The sequence below is a fragment of the Xanthomonas sp. SHU 308 genome, assembly GCF_000364645.1.
In the GTDB taxonomy this organism is placed as follows: Bacteria; Pseudomonadota; Gammaproteobacteria; order Xanthomonadales; family Xanthomonadaceae; genus Xanthomonas_A; species Xanthomonas_A sontii.
Genome location: NZ_AQOK01000810.1, coordinates 1 through 17,793, shown reverse-complemented (window position 1 = coordinate 17,793; position 17,793 = coordinate 1). Strand labels below are relative to the sequence as shown.

At 66.0% G+C, this 17,793-nt stretch carries 15 protein-coding genes and 1 pseudogene; 9 read left to right on the top strand and 7 right to left on the bottom strand.

The window, feature by feature from the left end; all coding sequences use genetic code 11:
• Positions 1–401 precede the first annotated feature (401 nt).
• From D588_RS0121375 to D588_RS28730, 4 genes are all read left to right on the top strand, one after another.
• The gene (locus tag D588_RS0121375) at positions 402–2,162 is read left to right on the top strand and encodes an oligopeptide:H+ symporter (protein ID WP_026143970.1); all 1,761 of its coding nucleotides are present in this window, start codon (positions 402–404) and stop codon (positions 2,160–2,162) included.
• A 505-nt stretch (positions 2,163–2,667) separates the two neighbouring features.
• Complete coding sequence (locus D588_RS28055) at positions 2,668–2,832, top strand: hypothetical protein (RefSeq protein ID WP_157836502.1); 165 nt, start codon at positions 2,668–2,670, stop codon at positions 2,830–2,832.
• Positions 2,833–2,946: 114 nt separating this feature from the next.
• The gene (locus tag D588_RS0121370) at positions 2,947–4,512 is read left to right on the top strand and encodes an asparagine synthase-related protein (RefSeq protein ID WP_017917451.1); all 1,566 of its coding nucleotides are present in this window, start codon (positions 2,947–2,949) and stop codon (positions 4,510–4,512) included.
• A 7-nt stretch (positions 4,513–4,519) separates the two neighbouring features.
• Complete coding sequence (locus D588_RS28730; protein ID WP_017909367.1) at positions 4,520–4,654, top strand: hypothetical protein; 135 nt, start codon at positions 4,520–4,522, stop codon at positions 4,652–4,654.
• A 140-nt stretch (positions 4,655–4,794) separates the two neighbouring features.
• On the opposite strand, the gene D588_RS0121360 is transcribed toward D588_RS28730, so the two are convergent.
• Together D588_RS0121360 and D588_RS0121355 are read right to left on the bottom strand one after the other, a co-directional pair.
• Positions 4,795–6,777 (bottom strand): S9 family peptidase, encoded by a 1,983-nt coding sequence (locus D588_RS0121360; RefSeq protein ID WP_026143969.1) that lies wholly within the window; start codon positions 6,775–6,777, stop codon positions 4,795–4,797.
• A gap of 211 nt (positions 6,778–6,988) precedes the next feature.
• Complete coding sequence (locus D588_RS0121355) at positions 6,989–7,996, bottom strand: LacI family DNA-binding transcriptional regulator (RefSeq protein WP_017917449.1); 1,008 nt, start codon at positions 7,994–7,996, stop codon at positions 6,989–6,991.
• A 95-nt stretch (positions 7,997–8,091) separates the two neighbouring features.
• On the opposite strand from D588_RS0121355, the gene D588_RS0121350 reads away from it, so the two are divergent.
• From D588_RS0121350 to D588_RS0121330, 5 genes are read left to right on the top strand one after another with little or no spacing between them, the layout of a single operon-like run.
• Positions 8,092–9,144 (top strand): sugar phosphate isomerase/epimerase family protein, encoded by a 1,053-nt coding sequence (locus D588_RS0121350; protein ID WP_017917448.1) that lies wholly within the window; start codon positions 8,092–8,094, stop codon positions 9,142–9,144.
• 27 nt (positions 9,145–9,171) lie between these two features.
• Entirely contained in the window at positions 9,172–10,389 is a 1,218-nt protein-coding gene (locus tag D588_RS0121345; protein WP_017917447.1) for a nucleoside permease, read from the top strand.
• Between the two features lie 11 nt (positions 10,390–10,400).
• Complete coding sequence (locus D588_RS0121340) at positions 10,401–11,525, top strand: Gfo/Idh/MocA family oxidoreductase (protein ID WP_017913245.1); 1,125 nt, start codon at positions 10,401–10,403, stop codon at positions 11,523–11,525.
• 19 nt (positions 11,526–11,544) lie between these two features.
• On the top strand, positions 11,545–12,399 hold the full coding sequence (locus D588_RS0121335; protein WP_017917446.1) for a sugar phosphate isomerase/epimerase: 855 nt from the start codon (positions 11,545–11,547) through the stop codon (positions 12,397–12,399).
• Positions 12,400–12,417: 18 nt separating this feature from the next.
• Positions 12,418–12,714, top strand: coding sequence for a cytochrome c (locus D588_RS0121330; RefSeq protein WP_026143968.1), 297 nt, complete (start codon positions 12,418–12,420; stop codon positions 12,712–12,714).
• A gap of 95 nt (positions 12,715–12,809) precedes the next feature.
• Here D588_RS0121330 and D588_RS0121325 read toward each other — a convergent pair whose 3' ends face one another.
• The 5 genes and pseudogenes from D588_RS0121325 to D588_RS25810 form a co-directional block, all read right to left on the bottom strand.
• Positions 12,810–13,553: a DUF1080 domain-containing protein gene (locus tag D588_RS0121325; RefSeq protein ID WP_026143967.1), complete on the bottom strand. Its 744-nt coding sequence runs from the start codon at positions 13,551–13,553 to the stop codon at positions 12,810–12,812.
• A gap of 43 nt (positions 13,554–13,596) precedes the next feature.
• A complete protein-coding gene (locus D588_RS0121320) occupies positions 13,597–14,169 on the bottom strand; it encodes a gluconate 2-dehydrogenase subunit 3 family protein (RefSeq protein ID WP_017917444.1) in 573 nt (190 codons plus the stop codon).
• The gene (locus tag D588_RS0121315) at positions 14,169–15,854 is read right to left on the bottom strand and encodes a GMC family oxidoreductase (RefSeq protein ID WP_017917443.1); all 1,686 of its coding nucleotides are present in this window, start codon (positions 15,852–15,854) and stop codon (positions 14,169–14,171) included. The genes D588_RS0121320 and D588_RS0121315 overlap by 1 nt, the downstream gene beginning before the upstream one ends.
• Before the next feature lie 30 nt (positions 15,855–15,884).
• The gene (locus D588_RS0121310; RefSeq protein WP_026143966.1) at positions 15,885–16,781 is read right to left on the bottom strand and encodes a TIM barrel protein; all 897 of its coding nucleotides are present in this window, start codon (positions 16,779–16,781) and stop codon (positions 15,885–15,887) included.
• A gap of 858 nt (positions 16,782–17,639) precedes the next feature.
• Positions 17,640–17,793: pseudogene (locus D588_RS25810) on the bottom strand (single-stranded DNA-binding protein); the annotation flags it as partial.

The window sequence follows — 17,793 nt, the reverse complement described above, 5'->3', positions numbered from 1 at the left end:
CTCCCACCGGGAGAGGGGTTGGGGTGAGGGTACGGCGCACGCAGCGCGCCCCAGCCATGCAGGTGCAGCCCGACCCTCATCCGCCCCTGCGGGGCACCTTCTCCCGAGGGGGAGAAGGAACGGCGCCAGCCCCTCTCCCACCGGGAGAGGGGTTGGGGTGAGGGTACGGCGGCACGCAGCACACCCAGCCACGCAGGCGCAGCCCGACCCTCATCCGCCCCTGCGGGGCACCTTCTCCCGAGGGGGAGAAGGAACGGCGCCAGCCCCTCTCCCACCGGGAGAGGGGTTGGGGTGAGGGTACGCCCGCCGCCGAACCATCCATGCCGCGCGCCGCCATTCGCGCAGGCGCCCGCGCGCCTATACTCCGCCGCTGCCTTCCTGCGCCGAGAGTCGCCGTGTCCGTGTCCTCCCTGCCGCTGCGCGACGCGCGCGACGATTTCCTCGGCCATCCCAAGGGCGTCTACGTCTGCTTCTTCACCGAGATGTGGGAGCGCTTCTCCTTCTACGGCATGAAGGCGCTGCTGCTGCTGTACCTCACCAAGTACCACCTGTTCGGCGACGACGCCGGGCTCGACCTGCTCGGCGCCTACGGCGGCCTGGTGTACTGCGTGCCGGTGCTTGGCGGTCTGCTCGCCGACCGCTGGCTCGGCATGCGCAAGGCGGTGGTGTTCGGCGGCCTGCTGCTGGTGCTCGGCCACATCGGCATGGCTTTCGAGGGTCACGCCGCCACACGGGTCAACGGCGAAGTGGTGCGCGACACCGCATCCCTGGGCGTGACCTACCTGTCGCTCGCGCTGATCATCATGGGCGTGGGCTTCCTCAAGCCCAACATCTCCACCATCGTCGGCAAGCTGTATCCGGCCGACGACCCGCGCCGCGACGCCGGCTTCTCGCTGTTCTACGCCGGCATCAATCTCGGCGCGCTGTTCGCCTCGGTGGTCTGCGGCTTCCTCGGCGAGGCCTACGGCTGGCGCTACGGCTTCGGCGCGGCCGGCATCGGCATGCTGCTCGGCCTGGGCATGTTCCTGTGGGGCCAGAAATACCTGCACGGCCACGCCGAACCGGCGCAGCCGGCGCTACTGCGCGAGCGCGTGCTCGGCGTGCCGCGCGAATGGGCGATCTACCTGTGCGCCGTGCTGGGCGTGCTGCCGGTGGCCGCGCTGATGTGGGCCGCGGCCAACGGTGCCTTCAGCCTGGGCGGGGAAATCTCCCTGGCCCTGCTGCTGATGCTGCTGGTGCTCGGCGCGGTGCTGCTGTGGTTCGCCTGGTTCACCGGCACCCAGTGCACCCCGGTGCAGCGCCAGCAGATGATCGCGCTGATGGTGCTGATCGCGATGGCGCTGGTGTACTTCACCCTGTACGAGCAGACCTACGGCTCGTGGGTCACCTTCACCGACCGGCTGATGACCAAGGACATCGTGCCGTCGCTGGTGATCCGCGGCGGCACGCCCCTGCCCTGGTCGATCGCCTCGTTGCTGCTGGCGCCGCTGGGCTTCGTGCTGGCGGCCTCGCTGTCCGACCGCCGCCCCGCCTCGTCGGCGCCGCGGCGGCTGTTCGTCGCGGTCAGCGCGTTGATGCTGCTGTTCCTGATCCGCGACTGCCTGGTGCTGCCGCAGACCGCCGGCTCCCTGACCTATCTGGGCGCGCTGTTCCTGGTGTTGCTGGCGCCGCTGTTCGCCGCGCTGTGGGCGTGGTTGGCGCGGCGCGGACACGAGCCGTCCAAGCCGGCCAAGTCGGCGATGGGGCTGTTGCTGGCCGGCCTGTCCTTCGTGCCACTGGCACTGGCCGCGCAACAGGTCGGCGCGACCGGCCAGATGGCGAGCGTGTGGTGGTTGGTGCTGGCCTACTTCGTGCTGGAGGCCGGCGAAATGTGCCTGTCGCCGGTCGGCCTGTCGGCGGTGACCCAACTCGCGGTGCCGCGCGTGGTCAGCCTGATGATGGGCACCTGGTTCCTGGCCACGGCGTTCTCCGAGGCGCTGGCGGCGCTGTTCGGCAAGCTGGCCGCGATCGAGGTGCCGGATGGCCAGACCCTCAACGTCGCCGACGCCGCGGCCAAGTACGCCCACCTGTTCTGGCTGCTGCTGTGGATCGGCGTGGCTTGCGCAGTACTGGCCTTCCTCGCCGCGCCGCTGCTGCGGCGGATGATGCACGGGGTGCGTTGAGGGGTTGTGTCGCCCGAGCGGCGACGCAACCGTTTCACATCGACACAGCGCATTTCGCATGGTCAAGGACGACCTCGGCGATAAGTCCTGCTAGTCGTGCTGCGCCACAGATCCAACCAGAGCCAGTGCAACAGCGACGCGGCCGCCTGGAGCGCACATGGTCAGGTGCAAGCGCTCACGGTTTGGCCGACGCCGGCACCGCCTACGTGCTGCACAGCGAGCACTCAGCAGTTCCAGCGCGCGAGTGTAGAACGCCCAGCGATGCGCTTCGGCATGGAATCCATGCCCCCCCGCCGGGGCGTACATCCTCCCCACCGGCACACAGCCCCCAGCGTCGCCTCAATGCGCATTAGTGGTGCATGGGCAACGCAGATCGGCATTTGAACCTCTCAATACAATATTTTCATATGAAACTATTGAAATCTTAAAGATCTTGTCTTGCTACAGGCGCGGTGCTAGGTTCTGCTCGTCGCCGCATGACGACATCTAGAAAAGGAGCTTTGTGATGAAAATCCAAGATGGCAAGCTTGAGAAACAAGATTCTCCATCCAATCCTTTCGCTATCCAGCTCGACGCGCCCATGCAAAATATCGCAGCGCCTGGCGTCTGCGAGATGAAGCCTTATCTTGGTGAGGATTCTCGCGGGTACTCCACGCAACCTGGCGGCTAAAACGACGGCGATTGCACCAAAGGCATCGCGATAAAGAGCGCCGCCATCAGGCGGCGCTCTTCTGTTCTAAAGCGCGATAACCATCCGACGCCGATCGCAGGCAGCCGCGTCGCCATGATCAAGGCCAACGTCGCTTTTTCCGACCTCGAACATTCCCCGGTGTGGCAGGACAGTATCCTGTGTCTCGGGAACAGCCAGATCGCGCCCTACCGTCACCCTGCGCTGGAAACCGTCGTGGTTCGCACGCAGGGACAGTGGTTCGCGACGGTACGCGAGCGCTGCACGGACGTCGAATGGAAAAAAGACGATACGGGCGTGCTGGTCGATGCCGATCAATTCAACCGGCTATACAAAGAGGCTCTGCTATGGCCGCTTGATTATCTCATGATCGAAGTGGCCCAGGCCGGATCCCGACTGAAATTGCGCGCGGGCCTTCTCGCATCGGCGCCGGTCTATTGCCGGGTCACCGATGACGCAGTAGAAATCTCCTACGATCTGGCCGACTTTTTTTCCCGACTCACCACCATCGACCTGGAGATGGCCAGTCGGCGTCTCGCACTTAACGCGGACTACTCCGCCAGACAGTTGTGTTCGGGTGTCGTAATGCTGACAGAACGCGCCACGCTTTACGCCGAGCCGGCCAAGACGCGTTACGTCTATCCTTCGCCTGCTGAAATCGGATCGCCTTCCCAAGAAGAACTGATCGACTACGGCGTAGAGCGATTCGAGCAGTTGTTGCATCGTGCCATTTCGATTCGTCCCGCGTCGAAGCGGGTGGCCACGGAGTTGAGTGGGGGCATGGATTCGGCGACGGTTGCATGCGCTCTGACGCGATCGCATGACAACATCCTGAGCTTTGGAATCTTGCTCGACGAGGGAGACAGTCAAAACCAGGCACAACGCCGTCGCATGCTTGTTGAAAAGCTCGGCCTTCGCGACACGAGCATCCCTATCGTTTCATTCCCACCAACGCTCGATCTGCAACCGAGCGCGGCTCGACCGGACTATCCCCTTGTCGAGTTCTATCTCGAAGCGTTCGAACATTTGTGGGACTGCGCTCAAGCACAGGAAAGCGAATGGCTTTTCACCGGTATTGGCGGAGACCAGCTGTTCCCAATGTACCGGAACGAGGAACATCCCAGCGCAGGTCCCGGCAGCGGGGTGGCTGCAGAAGCCAAACGTCGCGCGAACCTGTTGTTGACGCCCCGAGCGCTCACTGCATCGCGTTCGATCAGTGGATTTGATGCTCCCACCGGCCTGTTGTCTGCATCCGTATTGGCGTCGAACGCGTGCCAGGCTCCCCATCTGCTTAGGCGAGGCCTCTGGCCGGTCAATCCCTTAAGCGATCCACATCTGGTGGCTTTCTGTCGGGGCCTCCCCCTCGAGTGCCGTAAAGAGCGAGAAACGATGTGGCGCTATTTACGGGCCAACGTAGACGACATATTTCCGCGGAATTATTGCAAGGAAACATTCGCGCATGTGCTCCCGGAGTTGATCGCACATCACGCCAAGACGATCGCCATGCAGTTGAGCGAATGCGCCCTCGCCGACTTGGGCTTGGTCAACCGAGACGCCGTCCTCCAACTACTGGACGAGTTGGTGGCGACGCGCGCGCGTCCGCTGACGGCACCATTGATCTCGTTCCTTTGGCTGGAGCGCTTCGTTCGGCAGTTTGCCTGACAATCCCATGCAGCAGGCGAAGCCAGGGCGGCGAGACCTCGACGTCATCGAGGCGGCGGTCAAGTATGCGCACCGCCTCTACCCATTCCGGCTGAACGGCAAGATCGACCAGCCATGGAAGCAGGTGACCAATTCGGTATGAACTCGAAGTGCCAGTGCCAGTCGCTCACGCTGAGCTATCGAGTCCAACCAGCGTCAGTGCGGTCCGGAAGTACCGGACCGCACTGATACCGCACAGCAGTGGCGCCTGGCGCCTCGGCCGGAGTGTCAGGCGACAGCCCCTTACGGCTTCGCTGCCGCCGGCGCCGCCTGCGCACCGCCCAGCGACTTGCTCAGGAACGCCAGCAGCCGGGTGTAGAACTCGCGACGATGCGCCTCGGTGTAGAAGCCATGGCCCTCGGTCGGGACGTACAGCGTTTCCACCGGCACCCCTGCCTTCTTCAACGCCGCTTCCATCTTCTTGGAATGCTGGATGGGCGCACGCTCGTCCTCGCCACCCGCCGCCAGGAACACGGGCACCTTGATCTTGTCGGCCAGATTGACCGGCGAAATCGCGGCCAATCCATCGCCCGTCCCCATCCATTCGCGCAAGAAATTCTGGCTGGCATCGCGCAGCTGGGCATCGCCCCTGACATACATCATCGGCAGGTCGTAGACACCGACATAGCCGGCCGCGCAGCGATACAGCGTCGGCTCCTTGGCCACGCCCATCAACGACGCATAGGCGCCGTAGCTGGCGCCGTACATGCAGATGCGCTGCGGGTCCGCGATACCTTGGTCGATCGCCCAGCGGGTGGCATCGGTGACGTCGTCCTGCATCTTGCCGCCCCATTGGCCTGCGCCGGCCTGCTGGAACGCGCGCCCGTAATTGCCGGAACCCCGATAATTGACCTGCAGCACCGCGTAACCGGCGCTGGCCAGGATCTGCGCATCCTCATCGAACATGCCGTTGTCGAAGATCCCGAACGGTCCGCCATGCGGCATCACCACCATCGGCACCTTGCCGGACTTGGCCGCCGCCGGCAGGGTCACGAACCCATGCAGTGGCAGGCCATCTCGCGCCTGCAACACGATCGGCCGCACCTCGGCCAGCTTCGGCGGCTGCAGTGCAGCACGGCGGGCGAACACGAAATCGGCCTTCTTGGCGACGGTGTCGAACAGGTAGAACTCGCCCGGATTGCGACCGGACTGCACGTTGACTAGGTTGAGCCGGCCGTCGCGCGTGCTGGAGGTGACATAGACTGCCTGCCCAGGGAAGGCCGCTTCCAGCGAGCGCTGGGTCTTGGCTTCGGGCGAGGCGTCATCGAAAAACAGGCTCCGCGGCTTGTCGCCCAGCACTTCGATCCCGACCGGGACATGGGTGCCATGGCGATACATGATCCGATAGGGATCTGCCAGTGCATCACGCGCCACCGCCTTGCGCTCGCCGGTGTCTGTGTTCCAGGACTCGATCGCGTCGCTACCTTTGGCCTGCTCGACCCGAAGGTAGGCGACACGCCCATCCTCGGAAAAACCGATCGGCGTCTCCACGTGATGGCTGACGTTTTCGTCATTGATCAGCTTCCAGTCGCTGCCCTGCGCATCGCGATAGAAGAGCTTCTTGGCATTGTCGGCATCCGCGCCCAAGGCAAAGCGCACCTTGCCTTGCTCATCGCTGTAGAAATCCGCGCCGCGCACCTTGGGCGAACCGGTCAGCAACCGCCGGCGGCCGCTATAGACGTCCATGATTTCGGTGCGACTGTAAGGATCCTGGCTGGTGCTGAACGGCTGCGCCTGGATGATGACGTTGCGGTCGTCGCCGGGCAGCGAACCAACGAAATACGCGGCAACCTTCTCCACCTTCTTGGTCTGGATCAGCGTCCCCGGCCCGTTGCCGGTCACGCGCTGGCCCACCAACAACTCCGCCGCGCCGCCATCGGCGTTGATCGCGAACAGTTCCCCGGTCCCCCACGGCCGGTCCCGCTGCCCGATCTTCTGGACCATGTCGAACAGCACGCGCGTGTCGTTGACCCACACGAAATCGGAGACGTGCGTGTTCTTCTCCATCGAGAAGCTGCCGACGATCTTGTTGTCGGAACGGCGCATGATCGCCAGCGCGGTCCGATCCTCCAGCGGCACCGTCGCCGCGTAGTACTCGCCGGTCGGCGACAACTTCAGCGTTTCGACCTGCTCCTTGACCAGATACGGCGCCAGATCCACCTGCGCCCATGCATTCCCCGCTCCCAGCAGACACAACAACGCGACTGCGCGCAGTCCCCTCTTCATTCCCTGTTCCCCTGTTCCTGTTGGCGTGACGTACGCGTGAAGTCTAATCTGGGCGTTTGTCCGATGGCGCACCGGAAGCTGGGCGCCAACCTCCGGCGATGCCGGGGCTGGAAACTGAAAAAGCGCGCTGCCCGGAGGCCGCACGCCCGTCGTCTGCCGCGGAAACGGCGGCGCGCACCGGTCAGGTGCATCGCCGCCGCCCTGACGTCATCTACTGTCTCGGCGCGCCGGTCGACCCGCGCACCATCAAGCTGAAGTCCAGCGTCTGCTGCAGCGGCACGTCCACCCGTTCGATGATGGCAAGCAGCAGGTTGACCGCGCGGACACCGATCTCCCGCATCGGCTGCCTGATGGTCGTCAATGGCGGCGTGAGGTAACTGGACGAGGCCAGGTCGTCGAAGCCGACGATGGACAGGTCGTCCGGCACGCGGATTCCCAGGTCCCGGCAGGCCGCCAGGGCGCCCAGTGCCATCTGATCGCTGAAGCAGAAGATCGCGGTCGGCGCGGGTGTACGACCCAACAGCGTCACCGCCGCCGCATGGCCTGATTCCACGGAGAAGTCGCCCGGCACGACGGTCAGGTTGCGCAGGCGGCCGCGCGCCTTGGCGCAGGCGCGAACTCCTTCCAGTCGCTGCTGATGCAAGGGATTGTCGGGCGGACCGCCCACCACGGCGATCCGTGCGTGCCCCAGTCCATACAGGTGTTCCATCACGGCGCGCGCGGCGGCCGCGTTGTCGATGTGGACGCTGGGAATCCCCAGCGCCGGGTCGAACTCGCAGCCGTTGACCACCGGCGCGGCGCCGCCCTGCTGCTTGACGATCTCACGCGCCGTCGGCGGCAAGCGGTGCCCCAGCACGATCAGGCCGTCCGCCTCGTTGCGTGGGAGCATCTGCGCGTAGCGCTCCTCGCGGTCGGGCTGATGCTGGGTATCGCCCAGCAGCACGGCGTAGCCGACCGCCTGCGCGGCGTCTTCCGCCCCCTGCAGGATCTGTGCGAAGAAGGGATTGGCGATGTCCGGGACGGTGACCAGGAGCTTGCCGCTGCGCTGGGTCTTGAGCGTCCTGGCCACCGTGTTGGGGACATAGCCCAGCGCGGCGGCGGCCTGCTCGATGCGCGCGCGCGTGGCGGGCAGGACTTTTTCCGGCCGGGAAAGCGCCCGCGACACCGTGCCCGCGGTGACGCCGACGTGCTTTGCGATGTCGTAGATGGTTGTCGCCATGAACTGAACTCTTGTGTCTGCTGTGCAGTGCACAACGGGTCTTGCGGGAGGCCCATGCTAGGATGATTCAATCGATTGCATGAGGGCGAATCACGTTGAAGACGCTCAAGGGTCCAGCGCTGTTCCTGGCACAGTTCATCGCCGACACACCTCCCTTCAATCGCTTGGACACGCTGGCCGAATGGGCCGCGGGCCTGGGCTATTCTGGCCTACAAGTACCGACCAGCGCGCCCCACCTGTTCGATCTGGCCCAGGCCGCGCACAGCCAGGCGTACTGCGACGACCTCGCCGGCATGCTGGCCGGGCATGGCCTGCAGATCACCGAGCTGTCCACCCACCTGCAGGGACAGCTGGTCGCCGTCCACCCCGCCTACGACGGCCTGTTCGACGGCTTCGCACCGCCGGACAAGCGCGGCAACCCCGCCGCCCGCCAGGCCTGGGCGGTGGAGCAGCTGCAGTTGGCCGCCAAGGCCAGCCAGCGCCTGGGACTGACGGCGCATGCCACGTTTTCCGGCGCGCTGGCCTGGCCCTACTTCTATCCCTGGCCGCAACGCCCGCCCGGACTGGTGGAAGAAGCCTTCGCCGAGCTCGGCCGGCGCTGGCGTCCGATCCTGGATGCCTTCGACGCCTGCGGCGTGGACCTGTGCTTCGAGATCCACCCGGGCGAGGACCTACACGACGGCGCCACCTTCGAGCGCTTCCTCGACGTGGTCGACCAGCACCCCCGCGCCAAGATCCTGTACGACCCCAGCCACCTGCTGCTGCAGCAGATGGACTACCTGGGTTTCATCGATCGCTACCACGCGCGCATCGGCATCTTCCACGTCAAGGACGCGGAGTATCGCGCCAGCGCGCGCAGCGGCGTCTATGGCGGCTACCAGGACTGGATCGATCGTCCGGGGCGGTTCCGTTCGCTCGGGGATGGCCAGATCGATTTCAAGGCGATCTTCTCCAAGTTCGCGCAATACGATTTCCCGGGCTGGGCGGTGCTGGAGTGGGAGTGCTGCCTGAAGCATCCGGAAGATGGGGCGCGTGAGGGGGCTGCGTTCATTCGCGACCACATCATCCGCGTGACCGAACGCGCCTTCGACGATTTTGCCGGCAGCGGCGCCGATCCGGCGTCGCTGCGCCGCATGCTGGGAACCTGAGTCATTACCGCCCTGGGAGGGGACGCCATGACGCACACCATGTCGCGCTTGGGCGCGATGATGTTTCTGCAGTTCTTCATCTGGGGGGCATGGTTCGTGACCATGGGAACCTATCTGGTGCAGGGGCCGCTGCACGCCAGCGCGAGCCAGGTGGCGACGGCGTTCCTCAGCCAGTCCATCGGCGCCATCGTCGCGCCGTTCCTGGTCGGCCTGATCGCCGATCGCTACTTCGCGGCGCAGCGCATCCTGGGAGTGCTGCATCTCGCCGGCGCGGTACTCATGTGGCTGGCATCCACGGCGACGAGCTTCGGCGTGTTCTTCGCCTGCGTCATGGGCTACATGCTGCTGTTCATGCCGACGCTTGCGCTGGCCAACAGCGTGGCGATGCGGCACATGCAAGCGCCGGAAAAGCAGTTCCCGCCGGTGCGCGTGGCCGGCAGCGTCGGCTGGATCGTGGCCGGCGTGCTGATCGGCTGGCTGGGCTGGGAGCAGGCGCATCGGCTCGAGCTGACGTTCCGGATGGCGGCGCTGGCCTCGCTGGCCCTGGGCCTGTACGCCTTCACCCTGCCGCACACGCCGCCGCTGGCGCGACAGCGCGATGCCGGGCTGGGACAGATCCTGGGGCTGGACGCGCTGCGGCTGCTGAAGTCGCGCTCCTATCTGGTGTTCTTCCTGGCCTCCATCGCCATCTGCATCCCGCTGGCGTTCTACTACAACTTCACCAACCCCTATCTCAACGACCTGGGCGTGCGCGGCGCGGCCGGCCTGCAGTCGCTGGGCCAGGTGTCCGAAGTCCTGCTGATGCTGGCCATGCCGTTCCTGTTCGTGCGGCTGGGAGTCAAGACGATGCTGGCGGTGGGCATGGCGGCGTGGGTGGTGCGCTATGCGATGTTCGCCTTCGGCGATGCGGGCGGCGGCTTCTCGCTGCTGGTGATCGGCATCGTGCTGCACGGCATCTGCTACGACTTCTTCTTCGTCACCGGCCAGATCTACACCGATGCGCATGCCGGCCCCGCCGCACGCAGCAGCGCACAGGGCTTCATCACCCTGGCCACGTACGGGGTGGGCATGCTGATCGGCACCTTCCTGTCCGGCGCCGTGGTGGAGCACTACACCACCGCGGCGGGCCCGGACTGGCGGCAGATCTGGCTGTTCCCGGCCGGCGTCGCGCTGCTTGTGCTGGTCGCCTTCCTGCTGCTGTTCCGCGACCGGCCCGCCGTCGCGGCCGCACGCTCCGCACCTTGAGGGTCCCCCCGATGCCCAAGCTTGGAATCGCCATCGTCGGCACCGGCATGATCGGCGCCGTGCACCGTCGCGCGGCACTGCTGGCCGGCGCCTCGGTCCGCGGCGTCGCCGCCTCGTCCCCGCAGCGCGCACGCGAGGTGGCGCAATCGTGGGATGTCCCGCATGCGTATCGCGATATCGAGGAGGTGGTCGCCGATCCGCAGGTGCAGGTTGTGCACGTCTGCACGCCCAACCATCTGCACCGCGCCATGGCACAGGCGGCGCTGGACGCCGGCAAGCACGTGATCTGCGAGAAGCCGCTGGCCACCACGCTGGAGGATGCGCGGGCGCTAGCGGCCCTGGCCCGCGCGACCGGGCTGGTCGCCACGGTGCCCTTCGTCTACCGCTACCACCCGGTGGTCCGCGAGGCGCGCGCCCGCATCGCCCAGGGCGAACTGGGGCCGCTGCGCCTGATCCACGGCAGCTATCTGCAGGACTGGCTGCTGGATCCGGCCAGCAACAACTGGCGTGTGGACCCGTCGCTGGGCGGCACGTCGCGCGTATTCGCCGACATCGGCTCGCACTGGTGCGACCTGGTGGAATGGGTGAGCGGCGAGCGCTTCGCCGAGGTCAGCGCGGCGTTCGCGACGGTGATCGCCGAGCGCGGCACCAACACCGGGCAGAGCTTCACCACGCCGGCGGCGGGCGGCGCGATGCAGGCGGTCTCCAGCGAGGACGTGGCCATGGCGATGCTCCGAACCGGCGCGGGCACGCTGGCCTCGTTGACGGTCAGCCAGGTCTCGGCGGGGCGCCGCAACCGCCTCTGGTTCGAGATCGATGGCGCCCAGGCCAGCGTGGCGTTCGACCAGGAGGACGCCGAACGCCTGTGGATCGGCCGGCCCGACCAGCGCGAGGAAGTCTTCGTGCGCGGACCGGGTGCCGGCAGCGCCGAACAACGCCGGCTGGCGACGCTGCCGGCCGGGCACGCGCAGGGCTACGGCGATTGCTTCGAGGCGTTCGTCGCCGACACCTACCGCGCCATCGACGGCGAGCGGCCGGACGGCCTGCCCACCTTCGACGACGGGCTGCGCTCGGCGCTGATCGTCGATCGCGTCATCACATCGGCCAGGACACGCGGCTGGACATCCATCGACTGACTCCCGGGAGGACTTCCTGATGAACACAGCGACACGCAGAACCGCAACCCTCGCACTGCTGCTCTTCGCGGCCCTGCCCGCCTTCGCACGCGACGCCGCCGGCCAGGAGGCCCCCATCGCAGTGCAGATGTACTCGCTGCGCAACGCCGGCACGCTCGACCAACAGTTGAAGATCGTCCATGACGCCGGCGTGGGCGCGGTGGAAACGGTCGGCACGCAGAACATGAGCGCGGTGGAACTCAAGCAACTGCTGGACAAGTATTCGATCAAGGCGATCTCCTCGCACGTGCAGCTGGCCGACCTGCGCAAGGACCTGGACGGCGCGGTGGCCTTCAACCGCTCGATCGGCAACACGACGCTGGTGGTGCCTTACCTGGACCAGAAGGAGCGGCCCACCGATGCCGCAGGCTGGACCGCACTGGGCAAGGAGCTGGGCCAGCTCGCGACGCGGGCACGCGCCAAGGGCATGCGCCTGGCCTATCACAACCACGATTTCGAGCTGGTCGATTTCGATGGCAAGACCGGCCTGGAACTGCTGTTCGCCGCGGCCGGCCCCGATCTCAAGACCGAGCTGGACCTGGCGTGGGTCGCGCGCGCGGGCTACGACCCGGCGACGATGCTGGGCAAGTTCAAGGGCCGCATGTTCGCGGTCCACGCCAAGGACAACGCACCGAAAGGCCAGGCCCAAGACGAAGGCGGCTTCGCCGCGGTCGGCAAGGGCGTGCTGAACTGGAACGCGATCCTGCCTGCCGCGGCGGCGAGCGGCGTGCAGTGGTACATCATCGAGCACGACCAGCCGCGCGACCCGGCCAGCGTCATCCGGACCGGGGCGGAGTACCTGCGCGAACATCTGCCCGCGAGCACACAGCGCTAGCACGCAAAGGAGTTCCGCTTGAAAACGATCACGACGATGGCCGTGGTGCTGCTGGGGGCGACGCTTGCGCCCAAGGCCTGGTCCAAGGACGACCCGGCGGCCGGCGCGCAGCTCTACGCGAACCATTGCACGGCCTGCCATGGCGCGAATCGCGCGGGCGTCCCGCCCACCTTCCCCGCGCTGACCGACGTGGGCAAGCGCCTGCAGCCCGCGCAGATCAAAGAGAAGATCCGCAACGGCGGCGGGCTGATGCCGCCGTTTTCGCAGCTGTCGCAACAGGAGGTCGACGACCTCGCCAGCTTCCTGGCGCAATAGGGCGCGCCCTCCATTCCCCGGTATGCCGCGTTGGGCGCGGCATACCGGGGATCGCCGACACGCCTCGGGCGATCGGCGCCGACTGCGCGCCGGCGCTACAGCTCGCGCACCCAGATGTTGCGGTAGCTGACCTTGGAATCGTGCTCCTGCAGGAAGATCGGCGCGCATCCATGCGGCGCATACGACGGCGCGCCGATGTATTCGGTCTTGCCCGCCAGCACCGTGTCGTTCTGCACCAGCACGCCGTTGTGCAGGACGGTGATGCGCGCGGGTGACGTGAGCCCGCCGCCCTGCGAGAAACGCGGCGCCGTCCAGATGATGTCGTACACCTGCCACTGGCCCGGCGCACGCGAGGCGTTCACCAGCGGAATGGCCTGCTTGTAGATCGCACCGGCTTGGCCATTGGCATAGGTCGGATTGTCGTAGCTGTCGAGCACCTGCAACTCATACAGTTCCTGCAGGAAGATGCCGCTGTTCCCGCGCTGCTGGCCGTCGAATCCGCGCGTCGCGGTGGGCGTGCGCCACTCGATATGCAACTGGATGTCGCAGAAGCGCTGCTTGGTGCGGATGCCCTTGCTGCCCGGCACCACGGTCAGCGCGCCGTCGGCGACGCTCCAGGGCACGCGTCCGCCCTGCTCCGACTCCCAGGCCGACAGATCCTTGCCATCGAACAGCACGATCGCGTCGGAGGGCGCGCCGCCCGGGGGCGTGGCCACGGTCGCGGGCACGGGCTTCCACACTTCGGTCTTGGCAGGATCGCGTGCGGGGTCGCCGTCGGCCTGCGCGACCGCAGGCGCCACGGCCAGCAGGCAGGCCGCCATCAGCAGGGTTCTGGTCATCGTGTTTCCAGGAAAAGGAGGAAGGGCGAAGCGTGGCGCTCCATCAGCCGGTGGCCCAGGCGGGCGTGCCGGGAACGTAGGTGATGTCTTCATAGCGGCCCGGCACGGCGACGTAGCGCAGCACTTCGGTCGCGCCGACCTCGGAGGTGAAGAAGCCGAAGATGGTCAGCTGCTTGATCATGGTGAAGGGATGCGGCATCGCGTCCGCCGCGTCGGCGGTGCCGGTGTCGGTCACGTCGACGGCCTTTGCCTTGGCCTCCGCATCCAGGGCGCGCAGCAGTTCGGCGCGCGCCTGCGGGGTGAGCGACACGAATCGGCCGCCGGCACGTTTGTCGATCTCGGCCAGGCCGGCGCGGAACGTCGCCTGCTGCCGCGGGGTGTAGCAGTCGGTGACGAATTTCGCCATGAATGCACCGGCACCGGCGTCTTTCGCCCCCGGCGTCTTGGTCCGCGGCAGGATGGTCTCGGCGATCTCGTCCAGCGTGCCGATCTCGGCGGCGGAGAACAGCACCTTCGTCCCCGCGGCCGACGCCTGTGCCGGGGCGAGCGCGGGCAGACCGACCATCGCCGCGCCCGTGGCGGCGAAGATCATCTTCAGCAGTTCGCGACGTTCCATCACAGGTTCCCCGCTTTCAGTTCGCGCACGGCATGATCGGCGGCACGTGCGGTCAGCGCCATGTAGGTCAGCGAAGGATTCACGCAGCCGCTGGAGGTCATGCAGGCGCCATCGGTCACGTAGACGTTGGGCGCGTCCCACACCTGGTTGTACTGATTCAGCACGGAGTTCTTGCGATCCCGGCCCATGCGTGCGGTGCCCATCTCATGGATGCCCTTGCCCGGCGCGTAGTCGCCATCATGCATCTTCACGTCCTTGACGCCAGCCGCCTCCAGCATCTCGGCGGCATCGGCGGCCATGTCCTTGCGCATGGCCTTTTCGTTCTCGCGCATGGCGACGTCCATCGCCAGCACCGGCAGCCCCCATTTGTCCTTGCGCTGCGGATCCAGGCGAATCGTGTTGTCGTGGTGCGGCAGCATTTCGCCGAATCCGGTCATGCCGATGCTCCAGTCGCCTGGCACGGTCAGCGCCTCCTTCAGGTCGGCGCCGATGTTCAGCTCGGCGATCTCGCGCGACCAGCCGGTGCGGCTCGCACCGCCCTGGTAGCCGAAGCCGCGCAGGTAACCGCGCTTGTCCATGGCGACATTGCGGAACCGGGGGATGTAGAAGCCGCAGGGACGGCGGCCGAAGTAGTACTTGTCCTCGTAGCCCTCGACCCGGCCGGAGGCACCGGCGCCGAAATGATGGTCCATCACGTTGTGCCCGAGCTCGCCCGACGACGACCCGAGGCCGCCATCCCAGACATCGGTGGCCGAGTTCATCAGCAGCCAGGTCGAATTGAACGAGGACGCGTTGAGGAAGACGACATTGGCCGTGTACTGGTAGGTCTGTCCGCTCTCGGCGTCGATGATCTCCACGCCGCGCGCACGCTTGCGATCCTTGTCGTAGAGCACCTCCTTGACGATCGAGAACGGCCGCAGGGTCAGGTTGCCCGTCTTCATGGCCGCCGGCAGCGTGGCCGCCTGGGTCGAGAAATAGGCGCCGAAGGGACAGCCCAGGATGCACTTGTTGCGATACTGGCAGTTGACGCGGCCCTGCTCGACCTTGGGCTGGGTGATGTTGGCGGTACGCGAGTGGATCAGGTGCCGGGTACCGCCAAAGGCCTTCTTGATCCGCGCGGCGACGTCCTTCTCGACGATGTTCAATGGGATCGGCGGCAGGAACTCGCCGTCCGGCAACACGTCCAGTCCCTCGCGCGTGCCGGCGATGCCGGCGAACTTCTCCACGTGGTCGTACCAGGGTGCGAGGTCGGCGTAACGGATCGGCCAATCGGTGGCGATGCCGTCCTTCAGGTTCGCCTCGAAATCCAGGTCCGACAGGCGATAGCTCTGCCGTCCCCACATCAGCGAGCGGCCGCCCACGTGATAGCCGCGGAACCAGTCGAATCGCTTGATCTCGGTGTAGGGCGATTCCTTTTCGTTGGCCCACATCCCCTGCAGGTTCTCGACCAGGGCGTAGTCGCGCATCAGCACCGGATAATCGGCCTTCATCGCCTGGGTCGGGCGGTTGCGATGCGGGAAATCCCACGCCTCCTTCATCGCGTTGACGTAGTCCTTGACGTGCTCGATGTTGCGTCCGCGTTCCAGCATCAGGACCTTGAGTCCCTTCTCGGTCAGCTCCTTCGCCGCCCAACCGCCACTGATGCCCGAGCCAACGACGATGGCGTCGTAATGATTGTCTGCCATGGGTTCTACTTCACCTCGGTGGATAGCGTTTCAGACATCGCAGAGGCGGATCGCCTCGCGCAGCGAGCCGACGGGATCCGGCGCGGTAGGAACGAATTCCTGCGCCAGATAGCCATCGAAACCGGTATCGCGGATCGCGCGACAGATGGCGGGATAGTGGAGCTCCTGATCGTCCCCGATCTCGTGCCGGCCCGGGACGCCGGCGGTGTGGTAATGCTTGAAGCACGCGTGATGCTTGCCGATGGTGGCGATGATGTCGCCCTCCATGATCTGCATGTGGTAGATGTCGTACAGCAGGCCGAAATGGTCCGAACCGATCCGCTGGCACAGCTCCACGCCCCAGGCGGAGTGGTCGCACAGATAGTCGTGATGATCGACCTTGGAGTTCAGCAGTTCCATCACCAGCACGACATCGCGTTTCTCGGCATGGCCGAGGATGCGCTTGAGCCCGACTTCGGCGTGGGCCATGCCCTCCTGGGGATCCATGCCATTCCGGTTGCCGGAAAAACAGATGAGGTTGCGATAGCCGGCATCGGCCACCAGGTCGATGTGCCGCGTGTAGCGCGCGACCAGCTCATCGTGGAACTGGCTGCCGGCGAAGCCCTTGTCCAGGCCGAGTTCCGCGCCATTGCACATCGCGCTGTATACGCCATGCGCCTTCAGCGTGGGCCAATCCGCCGGGCCCACCAGATCGATGGCGGCGAACCCCAGGCCCTTCACTACCTGGCAAAGCTGTGCGGTCGACAGCTGCGGAAACGTCCAGCGGGCGACAGACTGCTTCAGGTTGCCCTTGAGCGGCGTGGCGGCAGCGAGTGCCGGCAACATGCCCACTGCCCCAAGGCCAAGGCTCCCGGCGACCGCCATGCGCAGCGCGTCGCGCCTCGTGAAGCCCGAGGCCGGCGCCGGTCCGATCGAATGGATAGACATCCACCTTCCGGCCTCCCAACCGGTCTCAAACGCTGACGATTCGCCGCGATTCAATCGATTGAACCATAGAGCAGTGAATTGCGCTTTTGCAAGACGCACTGCACGAAAACACATGCTGCAGGGCACAACGCCTGTGGCGTCAGTCGTCATGACGGCGATGGAATTCCGGTGACGTACGGAGTTGTGCAGCGAGACGTAGAGCGACAAACAAACGGGTATTTGGTGAACCTGCTCGAGCAGGCGACGCATGGCGAGATACCGACGGACCCGTGGTTCCTCCCTGGGACTAAGGCGCTAAATCGCCTGCAAGGCGGCGGGGATGGGAGGTCGGACCTGGAGCTTCAGGACACCTCCGCCGCGTTGCCATGCGCATTCATGTGGTGAGGATCGTGGTGTCGCGGCGAGCGACGCCAATGTGCTTTTCGCAGAAGCGGCTTTAGCCGCGATGGCTTTCATCGGAAAGCCTGTCGCCGCTAAAGCAGCCCCTACGACACCTTCCCCGTTGCAGCGGGGTCGGCCGGCGTTGAGCGATAGCATGGACTCGGCACGAAAGCCGCGCCAAGGCGTTGCCGAGGCGACCGGGCACGACGCGACGCTTGGCGACCAACCCAGTTTTGAAGGCAAGAACAGCGGGGCACTCGCCGCTTGCACGCACGCTCCGGCCCCAATCGCCGGCGGTGAAAAGCACGGTACGTGTGACCACTCCAGTCGACCGATACCGTCTGGCGTCGTATCGCCTGCGTTGGAGGACCGGACAGACTCGCGCTAGAAAGGAAAACACCTCGCCAAAACAGAAAAAAACCCCGGCAAGCACAATGGCTTACCGGGGTCTGTTTGCATCGCAGGAACGACGAAAGATCAGAATGGGATATCGTCGTCCGCGAAGTCGTCCATCGGCGCGGACTGCTGCGGGGCCGGCTGCTGCCGGCGCGGCGCGTAATCCTGCCCGCCGCCACCGCCCATGCCGGAGCGTTCCTGGCGCGGCGGCGCCGAGCGCTGCGGACGGTCGCCG